At 66.4% G+C, this 13,872-nt stretch carries 12 protein-coding genes; 7 read left to right on the top strand and 5 right to left on the bottom strand.

The features are described from left to right. Positions 1-16: 16 nt before the first annotated feature. The 4 genes from ACLBYB_RS28530 to ACLBYB_RS28515 all read left to right on the top strand — a co-directional run bounded on the left by ACLBYB_RS28530 (position 17) and on the right by ACLBYB_RS28515 (position 3,485). Positions 17-958, top strand: a complete 942-nt coding sequence (locus tag ACLBYB_RS28530; protein WP_447700788.1) for a glycosyltransferase family 2 protein — start codon at positions 17-19, stop codon at positions 956-958. After that, positions 955-2,013, top strand: a complete 1,059-nt coding sequence (locus ACLBYB_RS28525) for a glycosyltransferase (protein ID WP_447700787.1) — start codon at positions 955-957, stop codon at positions 2,011-2,013. Before ACLBYB_RS28530 ends, ACLBYB_RS28525 begins: the two co-directional genes overlap by 4 nt. Before the next feature lie 191 nt (positions 2,014-2,204). Next, positions 2,205-2,747 (top strand): class I SAM-dependent methyltransferase, encoded by a 543-nt coding sequence (locus ACLBYB_RS28520; protein ID WP_447700786.1) that lies wholly within the window; start codon positions 2,205-2,207, stop codon positions 2,745-2,747. Between the two features lie 354 nt (positions 2,748-3,101). Then, positions 3,102-3,485 (top strand): transposase, encoded by a 384-nt coding sequence (locus ACLBYB_RS28515; RefSeq protein WP_447700785.1) that lies wholly within the window; start codon positions 3,102-3,104, stop codon positions 3,483-3,485. A gap of 56 nt (positions 3,486-3,541) precedes the next feature. Here ACLBYB_RS28515 and ACLBYB_RS28510 read toward each other — a convergent pair whose 3' ends face one another. From ACLBYB_RS28510 to ACLBYB_RS28495, 4 genes are all read right to left on the bottom strand, one after another. Further along, on the bottom strand, positions 3,542-5,827 hold the full coding sequence (locus ACLBYB_RS28510) for a TonB-dependent siderophore receptor (protein WP_447700784.1): 2,286 nt from the start codon (positions 5,825-5,827) through the stop codon (positions 3,542-3,544). A 264-nt stretch (positions 5,828-6,091) separates the two neighbouring features. Continuing rightward, the gene (locus tag ACLBYB_RS28505) at positions 6,092-6,439 is read right to left on the bottom strand and encodes a hypothetical protein (RefSeq protein WP_447700813.1); all 348 of its coding nucleotides are present in this window, start codon (positions 6,437-6,439) and stop codon (positions 6,092-6,094) included. Between the two features lie 194 nt (positions 6,440-6,633). Further along, positions 6,634-9,570, bottom strand: coding sequence for a MobF family relaxase (gene mobF / locus ACLBYB_RS28500; RefSeq protein ID WP_447700783.1), 2,937 nt, complete (start codon positions 9,568-9,570; stop codon positions 6,634-6,636). After that, positions 9,567-9,875, bottom strand: coding sequence for a hypothetical protein (locus ACLBYB_RS28495; protein WP_447700782.1), 309 nt, complete (start codon positions 9,873-9,875; stop codon positions 9,567-9,569). The genes mobF and ACLBYB_RS28495 overlap by 4 nt, the downstream gene beginning before the upstream one ends. Positions 9,876-10,287: 412 nt before the next feature. On the opposite strand from ACLBYB_RS28495, the gene ACLBYB_RS28490 reads away from it, so the two are divergent. Genes ACLBYB_RS28490 through ACLBYB_RS28480 form a run of 3 tightly spaced genes read left to right on the top strand, consistent with a single transcriptional unit; the run spans position 10,288 to position 12,074 of the window. Continuing rightward, positions 10,288-10,692, top strand: a complete 405-nt coding sequence (locus ACLBYB_RS28490; RefSeq protein WP_447700781.1) for a hypothetical protein — start codon at positions 10,288-10,290, stop codon at positions 10,690-10,692. A gap of 3 nt (positions 10,693-10,695) precedes the next feature. Next, the gene (locus ACLBYB_RS28485; RefSeq protein WP_447700780.1) at positions 10,696-11,496 is read left to right on the top strand and encodes a chromosome partitioning protein; all 801 of its coding nucleotides are present in this window, start codon (positions 10,696-10,698) and stop codon (positions 11,494-11,496) included. Next, on the top strand, positions 11,493-12,074 hold the full coding sequence (locus tag ACLBYB_RS28480; RefSeq protein WP_447700779.1) for a hypothetical protein: 582 nt from the start codon (positions 11,493-11,495) through the stop codon (positions 12,072-12,074). The genes ACLBYB_RS28485 and ACLBYB_RS28480 overlap by 4 nt, the downstream gene beginning before the upstream one ends. Here the strand turns inward: ACLBYB_RS28480 and ACLBYB_RS28475 are convergent. Beyond that, positions 12,071-13,735, bottom strand: coding sequence for a type IV secretory system conjugative DNA transfer family protein (locus ACLBYB_RS28475; RefSeq protein ID WP_447700778.1), 1,665 nt, complete (start codon positions 13,733-13,735; stop codon positions 12,071-12,073). The two genes, ACLBYB_RS28480 and ACLBYB_RS28475, sit on opposite strands and share 4 nt — an antisense overlap. Between the last annotated feature and the right edge of the window lie 137 nt (positions 13,736-13,872).

Genomic DNA, 13,872 nt, shown 5'->3' with positions numbered 1-13,872 from the left:
GGAGACCGATCACCCCATGCCCACCGTTTCCGTCGTGACCCTGGCGAAGGGCCGGCCGGCGCATCTGCGCAACGTGCTCCTCGGCCTGCAGCGCCAGACGCAAGCCCCCGCCGAATTCATCGTCGCGGTGATGCAGGACACGCCCTACGACCTGCCCGTTGTCGGCTTCCCCGTGCGCCAGATCCTCGTGCCGGGCGGCGAGCTGCCCCTGGCGGCCGCGCGCAACTGCGGCGTGGCAGCGGCATCCGGCGATGCCGTGGTCTTCCTCGACGTCGATTGCATCCCCGCGCCCGAACTCGTCGCCGATTACGCGCGGGGGCTTTCCGAGCTCGATGGGCTGCTGATGGGCGAGGTGCTGCACCTGCCCGAGCGCGCCACGACGGAAGCCTGGGACTACGCCGGGCTCGAGGTCGTGGCGGAGAAGCATTCCGACCGCCGCGGCCCGCCGGCCTCCGGCATCGAGATCTGCAACGATTACCGCTGCTTCTGGTCGCTCAACTTCGCGATCCGGCGGGCGACCTTCCTGGCGACCGGCGGCTTCGACGAGCGCTACACCGGCTACGGCGGCGAGGACACCGACTTCGGCAAGATCCTCGACCAGGGCGGCATCCCGATCGCTTGGATGAAGGGCGCGCGCGCCTATCACCAGTACCATCCGCACCACATGCCGCCGGTCCATCACCTCGACAGCGTAGTGCGCAACGCCGAATTGTTCGAGGCCAAGTGGGGCTATCGCACGATGGGCCACTGGCTCTATGCCTTCAAAGTGATGGGCCTGATCGACGACACGCCCGACCAACCGATCCGCATCCTGCGCCGGCCCGATGCCTCCGATCTTGCGCTGACCGGTCAGCAGGGTCACCAGCCCTACACCAACGCGGCCTCGGTGATCCGCGCCATCGAGGCGAGGCGGGACGCCGAGACCCGAGCGGATGCGCCCGCGCCGGTGACGGCGTGAGGATCGCGCTCCTCGCCCATCTCCGCCACCCGATCGCCCCGCCCTTCGCGGGCGGCCTCGAAGCCTACACCTGGAGCCTCGCGGACGGCCTCGCCGCCCGCGGCCACGCGGTCACGCTGTTCGCGTCTGGCGACAGCGACGCGCGCTTCGCCCTGGATCCTGTGATCCCGGTCCATCATGAGCGGAGTCATGCCGGCCTGGAGCACCGGGGCGATGGAGGGCTGAAGAGCCATCTTGACGCCAGCTACGCCGCCGCCTGCGACCGGATCGCCGCCGGAGGCTTCGACGTGCTCCACAACAACAGCCTGAGCCGATTGCCCCTGGAGAAGCGGCGCACCGCCGCGACGCCGACCGTCACGTCGCTGCACGTGCCGCCCTACGATGCCCTGCGCTGGTTCGTGCAGGCGAGCCCCGCCCCGGGACACCGGATCACCGCGACGTCCCGGGCGCAGCTGGATGCGTGGTGGCCGGACGGGGCGCCCCCGGAGGCATCGGTGCTCCACAACGGCATCGATCCTGTCGCCTGGCCCTACCAACCGCGCGGCGACGGCAGCGCCGTCTGGTGCGCGCGGATCACGCCGGACAAGGGCGCGCCGCACGCGATCGCGGCGGCGCGCCGGGCCGGGCTTCCGCTGACCCTGTTCGGCCCGATCGAGGAGCCCGGATATTGGGAGGAACAGGTCGCGCCGTTGCTCGGAGGATCGATCCGTTACGGCGGTCAACTCAGCGGCGCGGATCTGGCTGCGGAGGTCGGCCGCGCCTCCGTGTTCCTGGCCACCCCGTGCTGGGACGAGCCGTTCGGGCTGGCGGCGATCGAGGCGATGGCCTGCGGCCTGCCGGTCGCCGGTTTCGCCCGGGGCGCCGTCCCGGAGGTCGTCGGCGAAGCCGGATCCCTCGCTGACCCGGGGGACGAGGAAAGTCTTGCCGGCGCCATTGGCGAGGCGCTCGCGATCCCGCGGCCGGTCCCGCGCGGGCGTGTCCTGCGCCTGTTCACCCGCGCACGCTGGCTCGACCGATGCGAGGCGCTCTACGCGCAGGCCTGCGCCGTCGGGTGACCCCACCGCACTCCCCGCGTGTCTGCCCCTCCTGCGCCTTTCCAAAACCCTGAAACCAGAGTGACATGACCCGTCAGGACCTGATCGCCGCCCTGTGGCACGGCCGCGACCCCTTCGCGGATCCCCCGGCCGACCTACGCGCCCGCGACCTTCAAGGCTGGCGCAGCATCCACCCCTACCTCGCGGAGGCGGTGATCGAGTTCCAGCCCCGCGTGGTCGTCGAAATCGGAACTTGGAAGGGAGCCAGCGCCCTCTTTCTCGCGCGATCCATGGCCGAGCACAACGTCGCCGGCACCGTGATCGCGGTCGATACGTGGCTCGGAGCCGTCGATCATTGGGCGGACGAGGCGCTTTTCGCGGAACTCGCCACCGAGCATGGCTATCCGAGCCTCTATCGAACCTTCCTGGCCAATGTGCTGCGCGAAGGCATGACGGACCACATCGTGCCGTTACCGCTCGACTCGGTGAATGCCGCGGAACTTCTGCGTCTGCGCGGCGTGACCGCCGACGTCATTCATCTCGATGCCGGGCACGAGGAGGCGTCCGTCGCGGCGGACCTGCGCGCCTGGTGGCCGGTCCTGCGACCTGGAGGCCTCCTGATCGCCGACGATTACGACCGCCTGGGCGGCCGCTTCCCGGGTGTGACCCGGGCGGTCGATGCGTTCTGCGCCGAAGCCGGGGCGCGGGGACCGTGGTCACTGCAGGGCAAATGCAAGTTCACCAAGCCGGACTAGGGCCAAACCAGTGCTTCGGCTGTAGGCCGCCGAGTCCGTCTCCGGTAGGCCGCCCTCGACTTGGCGGCAGAGCAATCAGTCCAGAGGCGATGTCTGCTTTCGAGATGATGGCGGCACGACCTTTTCGTCCGGATTGGGCGCAAGGCGGAACGTCCGGTTCTGCGCGCATTGTCAATTCAGCATGACGTAAGCTGGCCGAAAGCAGCTGGTCCGCTTCGATGATCCTCCGCTGATTTCGCGGTTTACCTACATCACCACGGCCCGCCCGCCTTCGCGCACATTTTGATGAGGGGTATTGTCGATTGATTGGAGCCGTTCTAATTTGCGCCAGTGTCTTCGTGCGGCCCAAACCATATGCCCGATCAGAACAGCTTGTTCTGGCTCAATGACGATCAATGGACAGTGATCGAGCCTCATCTCCCAACCAAAGCCCGTCAACTGGACGACCGGCGCATACTCTCCGGCATCATCTACGTCTCACTGAACGGGTGTCGATGGGCGGACTGCCCCAGGGCCTATGGGCCTCTTGGCTCTACCTATCGACGTTTCAGTCAATGGCGACATCGAGCGTTTTGGAGGGCTATGCGGGCAGCGCTGTCGAATGCTGGCTGGACCACGGAGGCGAAGGCTCTGGACCCAGTGGCAGTAGCGCGAGCTCGACCGAAGCGGCGGGGCCTCCGGGTCGATCGCAAATGGCGAGGCGGGGTCTCAGCAAGCGGTCGGCAGGCACCCGATTAGCGCCTGCCGGAGTCTTCATGGACAGCATAGGTTCGCACGCTGCCATGGGCGCACCATCACCATTTGTAGCTGATGCTGGCAATGACACGGCGTGCGTCGCCGTAGAAGCACGAGTTCGCCGTTTGGCAGGATGAGACGAAACGCCGGTCGGCAATATTCGTGGCGTTCACCTGGAAGCGGAAGCGGTCCCAATTGTAGTGCACCTGAGCATCGAACAGCACATAGTCTGGGACCCGCAACGTGTTGGCGACGTCGGCAAATGACCGGCCGAAATAGCGCACGCCGCCACCAAATCCGAAGCCGCGAAGTTCACCAGTCGGGATGGTGTAGTCGAAGAACGCATTGGCAAAATTTTCAGGGATGTTCGTTGGCACCTTGCCGATGATGCTAGCGTTGCCGTCCCGCTCGTTCGTCAGACCATAGACAGTGTACGAAGCGGCGACGTTGAGGCCATCGAGTACGTTGGCGACGAGTTGCGCCTCGAAGCCGGTTGAGCGCACTTCGCCGAGTTGCGCTTGGAACAGCGGTGCGTCTGGATTCGTCGTGAGGACATTCTTACGATGGATGTCAAAGCCTGCAAGCGTTAGGAAGTAGCCCTGGCCCGGCGGCTCGAATTTCACACCACCCTCGATCGACTTGCCAGTTTCCGGCTTGAAGGTCTGGTTCGAGACATCGGTACCGATCAGGGGCTGGAACGATGTCGAATAGCTGACGTAAGGCGCCAGTCCAAAGTCGAGGTTGTAAATCGCCGCAAGTCGGTAGGTGGTGCCGTTGTCGCTGCGGCCATTGTTCAAAGCGCCGTTCGTGAGCTTGTCAGTCACTCGGTTGTCGGCGAAGTCCTGACGACCGCCGAGCACGATGGTCAGGCGATCATCAATCTTGATCTGATCCTGTAAATATATGCCCAGCTGCTTGAAGGTATCAAAGTTGACCTGATACGGGCCCGGAACCCCGATGGCGGGGCCGAAGCTCGGAGCAAGGATGTTGAGGTTGGGCGCGGAGTAGAACGGATTGGCCGCGAAGTTGGTGCCCTGATTATCGCTCAGGCGGTAGTCTTTGTAGTCCAGGCCCATCAGCAGGTCGTGGCGGAAGTATCCATCGAAGAACCGCGCCTCACCCTGATTGTCGACCTGGAATAGGTTGACCCGATCCTTAACCAGAAACTGGTAGCGCGCGAGCTGTGTCTGTGTCGCATCCGTCGCATCGTAGCCAAGCTGGCCGATATAGGAATTCTGATAAGTGTCTCCGAACGAGTAGCGCAGGTTCTGGCGGAAGGTCCATGTATCGTTGAATACGTGCTCGAACTGGTACCCGAGGAACGCTTGGTCACGTTGGAAGGTATTGATGTTCGGATCGCCGACGTTGAGCGAGCGCTTGATCCGAAGACCGAGTGCCTGCGGTCGCACCGTGCCGTAGTAAGGCAGGAAGTTTGCCGTCACGCCTGTGTTGTCGCGCTGGAACGCGGTCAACAGGGTGAAAGTGGTCGCCCCATCTGGCTTGTAGGTGAAGGAGGGCGCGATGAAATAGCTGTCGTCCGGAACGCCGTCGACTTGTGTGCCGCCGTTGCGAGCATAGCCTGTAAGCCGATAGAACCACCGACCTTCTTTATCGCCTGCCGGTCCGCCGAAGTCGAAGGCTGCATAACGTTGGCCGAACGAACCTCCGCCGACCTCGACATAGCCAAATGGATCGAACGTTGGGCGCTTGCTCACTTGGTTAATAATGCCGCCGGGTGAACCTGCGCCGAATAGGACAGCCGCGGGACCGCGCAGTACCTCAACACGCTCAAGCCCAAAAGTATTGTAATTGAAATAACCGAAGCCAAAATTAAGGGTTTGAAGGCCATTTAGGTATATACCAAAATCGCTGACATTGAAGCCGCGCAGATAGACAAATGTATTGCGCGAATCAAAGCCGAATGATCCTGAATATGTGCCCGCGGAATATTGGGTCGCCTGGACAAGCGTTTGAGCGTTTTGAGCGTCGAGCTGTTGGCGGCCGACCACAGTGATGGATTGCGGCGTCTCGACCAAAGGCGTGTTGGTCTTCAGCGTTGTGACGGAACGCTTGGCTACGAAGCCGTCGATCGGTCCGTTTGGGTTTTCTGGCGCGCCAGGCCTAGGTTGGCCTGACGGCACTGGTCCGTAACGCTCTCCGGAACTGCGGCTCTCGACACTCAACTCATCTAGCTGAACGCTCGCTCCGTTGGCTGAGCCGCCGCGACGAGGCGTGTTCGCCTCTTGCGATAGCGCTTGGCCAGCAGCGGAGCTGAGTATCGCAACTGAGACACTTGCAAGTGCAAGCGAACGCAAAGCTCCAAGTCGAGAGTTCTCGGTCTTCATACCAGCATGCCCCAGCGCATCTTGGACAGCCGTTCGCGGTCGCCGCAGGAGAGTGCGGCGTCGGAACGGTCCTGTTTAAAATTGTTATAAACTGCTGTTTTGGTTGATTTTTCCCATTCACCGATACGGTGAAGGTTGCGATCTAACAAGTCGCTCAAAATCGAACGATGGGGGTTGTTGCGCGACAGTGACAGCAGCTTGCAGCTGCGCTGACGGCGGCTAGCTCATGGCAGTCGCAGCATCCCCGTGTAACCATGCGAGGTGCTAGATAGCGGCGTTCCCGAGCATGCCGTCGAGCGACACCTCGGCCTCCCGCATTTGGTTATGGTCGGTATCTCCGCTGATGATGCGCAGGGCGTTCTCAAGCCCGCCGGCGCGGCGCATTTGCAAGGCCTGGATTAGCTCCAGATTCTGCTGGGTGGCCGGCGTCAGGCTGAGCGTCTGCTGTGGAGAAGCGTCAGCAGCTCGTTGCATGACCAATATGGGCGCAAAGCCCAATGTCCGCTGTTCGGTGCAGACCAGCGCCAAACTCTTGCCTTTCGCTGTCTGCACCCCAATCTGGCGCAACATCAGTACGACCTGTTCCGCGCTCGGCTTCTGTCGTCGCTTCATCCCCAGCTCCCCTGGTCCAGGCTGATCCTCTCAATCAGCTCGGTCCAAAGCCAGCCGGTCAGGTCAAGCGCCGCTGCTGGACGATCCTGTTCCAACCTAAGCTGGGTGACCTGTTCCGCGGGCCCAATGGGTGATGCTGGTCAGTCGGGATCACCACGCCCATGGCGCGTTCGGTCATGCCCCCAAGCCGACGTTCACCGCTCGATCCCGTGCTCGCGACCACGTTCCGGATCGAGGCGGCCGAGATGGCGCGCGAGCCGCGTCACCAGGCGGCGGACCGCCGGGGCCGGCGCGCGGCTTAGCCGACGCCCGTAGGAGTCAATCAGGCGCCAGGCCGGGACGATCACGTGTCCGACCCCGAGCCACGCCGCCGCCTCGCGCAGCGCCCGTGCCGCGCGCACCGCCCGGCCGACGTCGATCCCTGCAGCGACACGTTCGGGCAGCCCAAGCTCCCCGTCGCGCACGAACGCGACCCGGTCGGCGGCGTAGTCGACCACGTTGGCCTTCACGTGATAGCCCCGCGCTTCCCGGAACAGCCGCTCAAGGATCATCGTGTCGGTGGCCGGCATCCGCGGATCCGCCTGGCGTTGTCGGCACAGGGCGTCGAGTCGGTCGCGCTCGACCACCACCTGCGCTTCATGCCGGTGCCGGGTCAGACCGACATAGACTTCGCGCGCGTCGGTGCCGGCCCCGAGGTACACCACCGCCGCGGAACAGGTCCGGCCCTGCGCTGCATAAGCTGTACCAGCGTAAGCGTGTACAACTTTGGGGTGTGTCGGCCGACTGCCGAACCGGGGGGTACGCCGCAACTCGTCCCACGCTGCCTCGATCACCCGTCCGTCCTCCAACGCCAGGCGCAGACGCGCACTCCCATCCGGCTCCGCCGCGATCGCCTCGACCCGGGCGCGGGTACCGTTGCGCAGGCCGAGGTGCGGCAGACTCTCGCCGAACCGGAGGTGATCGCCGAGCGCGAGTGCGAGCGGTACCAGCCGATCCTCGCGGTCGCGCGACGATGGGGTGATCAAGTCGGGGCCGAGCCGGCCCTCCGCCCGCAGCGCCGCCCGCGCCCGGGCGTTCAGCGCCGTCGCGTCGGCGTTGCGCCGTGTGACGATGAGCACGTCGTCGCCGTAGCGTGCGCGCTGCTCGGTCCACGCCGCGATCACGCGCGTCTGTGCCGCCTCGGCGCCCGCGACCAGCTCGACCCGATGCTCGGCCGCGTAGGCGCGCAGGCCCGCCTCGGCGTCGCCGCGCGCCATCACCACCGAGGCGGCGCGCTGCCAGTCCACCGTCTGACGGCGCACCTCGCCGAGCACCGCCGAGCGCCCGACTATCTCGGCCACCGCCCGCAAGGCGCTGGCGCCCGCGACCGAGGCGAGTTGCCGTCGATCGCCGATCAGCACGACCTTCGCCCCGGACGCCTGCGCCGCGCTCAACACCGCCTCCAGATCGCGGGTCGACACCATCCCGGCCTCGTCGACCAGCACAAGGGTGTCGCGGTCGAGCGCCGCGGCGTCGACCTGGGGCACGGCATCCGACCTCACCGTCTTGGCGTGGTCGTGGCGCCAGCGCGCGATCGCCTGCGCCGGGATCCCGGTCGAGCGTCCGAGTTCATCGGCCGCGACCCAGGATGGCGCCAGGCCGATCACGCGCATCCCGGAGGCGTGCGCGGCGGTGACGAGGACCGCGGCCGTCGTGGTCTTGCCGGTGCCGGCTCCGGCCTGGAGCAGCGACACCCCATCCGAGCCGGCTGCGTGGCGCACGGCTTCGGCCTGTTCCGCGCTGAGGCGACCGTCCCGGACCAAGGTCGTCGACACCGCCTCGAGAGCGATCCAGCTCCGTTCCAGCGGGCGATCGGCGGCGCGCAGCATCGCCGCCTCGCATGCGGCGATGCCCGGGCTGGTCCAGCACGCGCTCGCCCCCGGCACCATCTCGGCGGCCGCCAGCGGCAGCAGCGTGCCGTCCCGCTCCATGCTGGCGAGTTCCGCATCGACCACCCCGACGCCAAGGCCCTGCACGCCCGCGATCTCCAGGGCACGCTGGAGCAGATCCCTGCGAGTCACGACGCTCTCGTGCCGGAACAGGTCCGAGGCGGCGCACGCCACCGGGCCGTCGCCGGGGATCTCGGGCGAATCGAACGGTGTATCGCGTTCTGCCGCGCGTGCGGCCGAGATCGCGAGGATGGGATCGAGTTCGGGATAGCGCGCAGCCACCCACGGATCGACCGCGCAGGCGGCGAGTTCGTCATGCCAGCGCGCCTCCAGCTCGGGGCCGGTCGGCAGCTCGTCCTTGCCCCGGCGGGTGGCGAGAGCGGCGACCTCGCGCTGGGCGGAGGTGGCCCCGGCGCCGGCATAGGCGAGGATCTGCTCCGCGCGTTTGGAGAAGGCCGCCAGCAGCGCCTCGGGCGGTCCGGCAACCTCCCACTGCCCGCGTCCGGCCTCGCGGTAGCGCAGTCCGAACCGTTCCCGCAGGTCCTCCGCCAGGGCTGCGCGGTACGCGGCACCGACCGCGAGCTGATAAGTGTAGAATTGTTCAACCTCGATGGTCAAATGCGTCTGAGATTTGTACCGCCCAGCACCTGCGTTCTTTGGTGCTCCTGCGACATTTATAAAAACACAGTGGGTATGAATATTTGGATCACCTTCCCGGGTCGTATAATGGTCGAAGCGACCGACGATCACATCGCTCGGCCGGTGCCGATCGACACCGCCCGCACCGGTCCGAACCGTGACCAGCCCCTCCGCCGCCACGAAGGCGAGTGCGCGCTCGACCGCGGCGCGGTGGGCCGCCTCGATCGCCGCACGTTGCTCGGGCGTTCCCGCCATCCACAGCACGGAGACGGACTTGCCCGGGGTCAGGGTGCAGTCCTGACCGGCCCAGTGACCCGCGCCGGCGCCGCGCACCAGCGGCTTGCCGGTGCCGGGATGATATCCGGCGCAGAGATCGCGGAACGAGGCGGCGTCGATCGCCGCGCCGTGGCGCACGACCGTCCCGCCGCTGCTCCACCACACGCCATCGCCATCCTTGGCATAATACTCGTCGCGCCGGTCCGGGCGCGCCTCACGCTGGCTATCGTTGGTGTAGTACAGCCCGGCCTCGGGGCCGGCCCCGAGCCGGTGCAGCGAGGCGGTCATCCCACCAGATCCGCCGTCGCATCGCGATCCCCGCCGTTCTGCCGGTAGCGACAGACCTTGGTCAGATCGATGCCCCCTGAAGGCGCGCCGAGTTCGCCTACGGCCTGAGCCATGTCGAGGATGGCGGCGTCGATCCGTTCCGCGCGCTCGATCAGCACCCGGTGGCGGATCGCGACCTCAAGGTGCTGGGCCACGCACTCGGCCGCCAGCTCTTCGGCAGACCATCCCTGATCGGCTGCCAAGGTGCTCAGACGGGCGGCGAGGGCGGCATCCAAAATGAGGGTGAACTTGATTTGGTCAGCCATCGGCGTACCTGCTGCGCGCGGAGCGAGGTCAGACGCCTGACACTTTCCGGGCCAATCGGCGAGGCGGTCGAGCCGCCTTGGTTAACGCGTCATCACTTCAGTGCGTGTGGTGTGATACCTCCATTGTTGCCGTACAGCTTGCCGTATCGTTGCCGTCCTATGCCGTGACCGTGTCGCCCTCTGCCGCAGTATCCCGTCTGCTGCCGTAGCCTAACGGGAGGTTGCCGCATCGAACGGGATCCGAACGGTATCCTGCACGGGTCCGCAAAGAGGCGCGGGCTACACCATCGGTATGGCCCAGCCCCCCCGCCTCGATCTACGCCGTCTCGCGCGAGACGCTGCCTCAACCCCTAATGCTCAGCGCGGGGCTCTAGCGCCGGGCGGGCGGCCTGCCACCGGCTTAATGCAGGCGGTGCGCGACAATCTCGACGAGCTGCTGGCCCTCAAGGCCAAGGGCCGCACCTGGGCCGCCATCGCCGCAGGGATGACCGCGCAGGGCTTCGCTACCGCCGATGGTCGGGCGATTACCGAGCGCAACCTTACTGGCGTCGTGGCTAGCGTGCGCCGCCAAACGCGGCGCTCGGCTGCCAAAGAGGCAGGACGTCGGGATCGAGGCGATATCAGGAACGAAGTCTCCCCGACTGCTACCTTGGGCTCTGCCCCTTCGCCTGCAACGGCGAATTCGGCCCGTCAACGCCCGAGCTTATCACCTGATCTCGTGAGGGAAGCCGCAACGTCTTTGCCTCCACGACCCGCCGAAGACGAGCGTCGCCGCGCCGCCCTCGCCCGCGCCCAATCCCTGCTCAAGAAGGACTGACCCATGGCCCGCGCCCCATCTACGCCCCCTGCTGCTTCCGGCCGCAGCGCAATCGCACCAGCGGGCGCGCGCCTTCTGTGTGTCGTTCAGGAGACCGGCGGTGTCGGCAAGAGCACAGTCGCCCGCGCGCTCGCCGAGGCGGTCGAAGACGCCCCCGTTTACGAGATCGAATCGAGCACGCGCTTGCTGGAGCTCGGCGAGCGCGTGCGGCACTTCCCGATCCGTGCCGACAGCGCTGAACTGATGAAGACCGGCGGCGAAGCGGCGATGGTCGAGTTTAACCCGGTGATCAACGCGCTCGTACGCGAGACGCGGCCGGCCATCGTCGATATCGGCGCCAATGGGGCTGCCCCATTCCTGGCCGCCGTCGGGCGAGCCGCCGGTCTGTTCGCCCGACGCGGCCGCGGGCTCGGTGTGCTCTTCGTGGCTGCCGCCCCTGAGAGCGCCTACGATAGCCTTGAGACACTGACTGCTCTGGCGCAGCCTTGGGCGGCGAAGCAGTTCGTCGTGGCCAACGAGTACCGCGACACGGTCGACATCGACCGGGTCCGGCAACTCGTGCCGGGAGCAAGCGTGACACGACTCCCACGGTTCTCCTTCGCGGCTGGCGTGCGCCCAGTGGTCGATCCGCTCGGCCTCGCGCTGATCCCGCAGCTCGACGAGGAGAAGCTGGCCGAGCAGCTACGCGACAAGGGCGGCGAGCCGGACTATGCGCTCGCTGCGACCACGGTCGGCGTTCTCGCCGAGTTCCGCCTGGAGGCGATGCGCGCGGTAAGGGAGTCGGCCGAGTGGCTGATCGGGTGAGCGATGCCCTGCGGCGGCTGCGCGAGCGGTTCGGTGAAGCCGAGGCACAGGTTGATGCCACGCAGGCGCGCGCCCGCGAGGCGAGCGCCCGCCGATTGCGGGAGATCCTCGCGAGTCCAGCGGCGGCGCGGGTGGCGGGGCTGCGTGACGCGGTCCTCACGCCGGCTGATCGTGCCGAGCTAGAACGAGCCGTGGCCGAGGCGCTGCCGCGCCGGCGCCTGCGCGCGCGTAATCGCCTCGGCGGCGCAGTGCGCCGGATGCTACGCCATGCGCGCTACCGCCGCCGCGGCCTGATCGGTTTGGTGCTACTCCTCGGCCCGGCGCTCGGCCTGGCGTGGTCAGCTCGGCGCAATACCCTGCAGGACGCCGTACCGGTGCGCCTGACCGGCGACTACAGCATGACCTGGACGCTGGCCGGAGGGCAGGTCCTGCGTAGGGACGAGTTCAAGGGGACCGACCTCGTGTGGTTCCGGCGCGATGGCAAGAGCTACCTACGCCGTTGGTTCGACGCGGCCGGCTACGGCGAGATCCAGATAACGGACGAGGATACCCGGAAGGCCATCACCGAGCGCCCTTAGGCGGCAACCGTTCCGGCGATCGCGTCCGCCAGCCCATCGAATCGAACATCATCATGACGCGTCTTGCGGATCTGCAGCGCGCGTTTGGGATGCAGCGGACAGTTGGGGAACACGACGAGGTCTGTCAGCGGCAGAGCTGAGAGCGCCTCGGCGGACTTCAGTCGCGCAGGCTTCGCGGTCTTAGTGACCGTCGTGCGACCGGGCTTGCCGTCCTGGGCTTGCTCGACCGTGCGGCTCTCCTCCAGCAAAGTATAGTCACCCATCGCCAGCGACCAGTGCTCGCGCTCCTGCGGATCGACGAGCGCCGGATCGGACAGTGTCACAACCTCGGCCGTGGCCAGCATCGTGCGCGCATCGGCCTCACCGTACAGGCCCTTCAACTGGGACCTGTCCTGCCAGAAGCTCCACAGGCTGGCGTTGTATCCGGGCAACTCGCCCGAGGCTACGACGATCTCCTCGAACCGGCCGAGAACCCTGGCCTCGTCGATGAACACGACCAGGCGCTCACTCGGTCTATTGCGGCGCACGCTCGTGAACAGCTCAGTTAGCAGCCAGCGAATGAATGGGGACAGGCCGCGCATGTCCTCGGTCGGCAGGGTGATGAATAGATCGACCTCACCCCGGCACAAGGCGGCAAGGTCGAGGCTGTTTGTCTCGGTAAGCCGTTGCAGGCGAGGGTCGTCGCACCACTGGAACGCCTGAGCAGCGGTGGAAAGGATTGGATCGCGGGTCTTGGGGTCCGAATCCAGCAGCGCGGCCGTTTTCCGCGCCGGATCGGCCGGCACGGCCTGCAGCGCTTGTGCGAACAGATTGATGTCGGCGATGTACTGAGAGACCCGCCGGGCGGTCGGCTGACCCTCGGCCCGCGCGGCGAGAAAACCGGCGACAATCACGTCGGCGGCCCGGTTCTGGAAGTACTGTCCGTCACCGCCCACCGTGTCCGGCAAAAGCGCCCGAGCGAGGCGCTGGAGATAGAGGATGTCATCGGGATCAAGGGCCAGCAGCGGGTTCCATGTATCGGTACCTCCGACGATCCCCTTCGGATCGAGGCAAACGACGCGGCGCCCGAGTTCACGCCGGCGCCGCGCGGTGGCGGTGTAGGCTTCACCCTTCGGATCGATCACCACCACGGGTCCGCACCACGCACTCGCCTCGGGCGCGAGCAGGTTTGGAATGAGCAAGCCGCTGGTCTTCCCGCTCCGGGGTGGGGCGATCGAGACGAGATTGCCCTTCACGGAGAAGCGGATGGTGCGCCCGGTCACCGGATCGGTACCGAGCTCCAGGCCGGCGCGCATACGGGTGCGCTCCGCCACACTCGGCCAGCGGGCGCCGCCATAGGTGTCATTGGGGTCTCGCTGCGGCCCCTTCAGCTTGGGGGTGCCGACCCAGCCGGCCACACCGCCGCCGACCAAGGTGATGATCAGCGCCTGCATGAACCCGCCGCCGGCCAGAGCCGGCGCTCGCCCGTTGAACATGGTTCGGTAGGTGTCGACGACGTGCACGCCGTATGAGGATACGGCCGCCTGAAGGAAAGCCTCTGGTACCTCGGCGACACCCGGCCACAACCGTAGATCAGTCCCGTGTTCGGCGATGCAGGCCAGTGGATACCCAATCACCACGATCGCCACGAGTAGCACGAAACCCAGGATCAGCCTGACCATTGTGATAAGCTCTCAGCGGTATGGCCTTCTGAACCTCCACGAAACGCGCGCTGCATAGTCGCGGCCAGAAGGATGAGACTCGATGATTGGAGGCTTAGAAGCTTCGAACGCGATCATGGCTCATGGTCTCTCGGTCG

It is taken from the genome of Methylobacterium sp. D54C, from assembly GCF_053345595.1.
The sequence above is the reverse complement of the archived record's forward strand: the minus strand, read 5'-3'. Positions and strand labels throughout refer to the sequence as shown.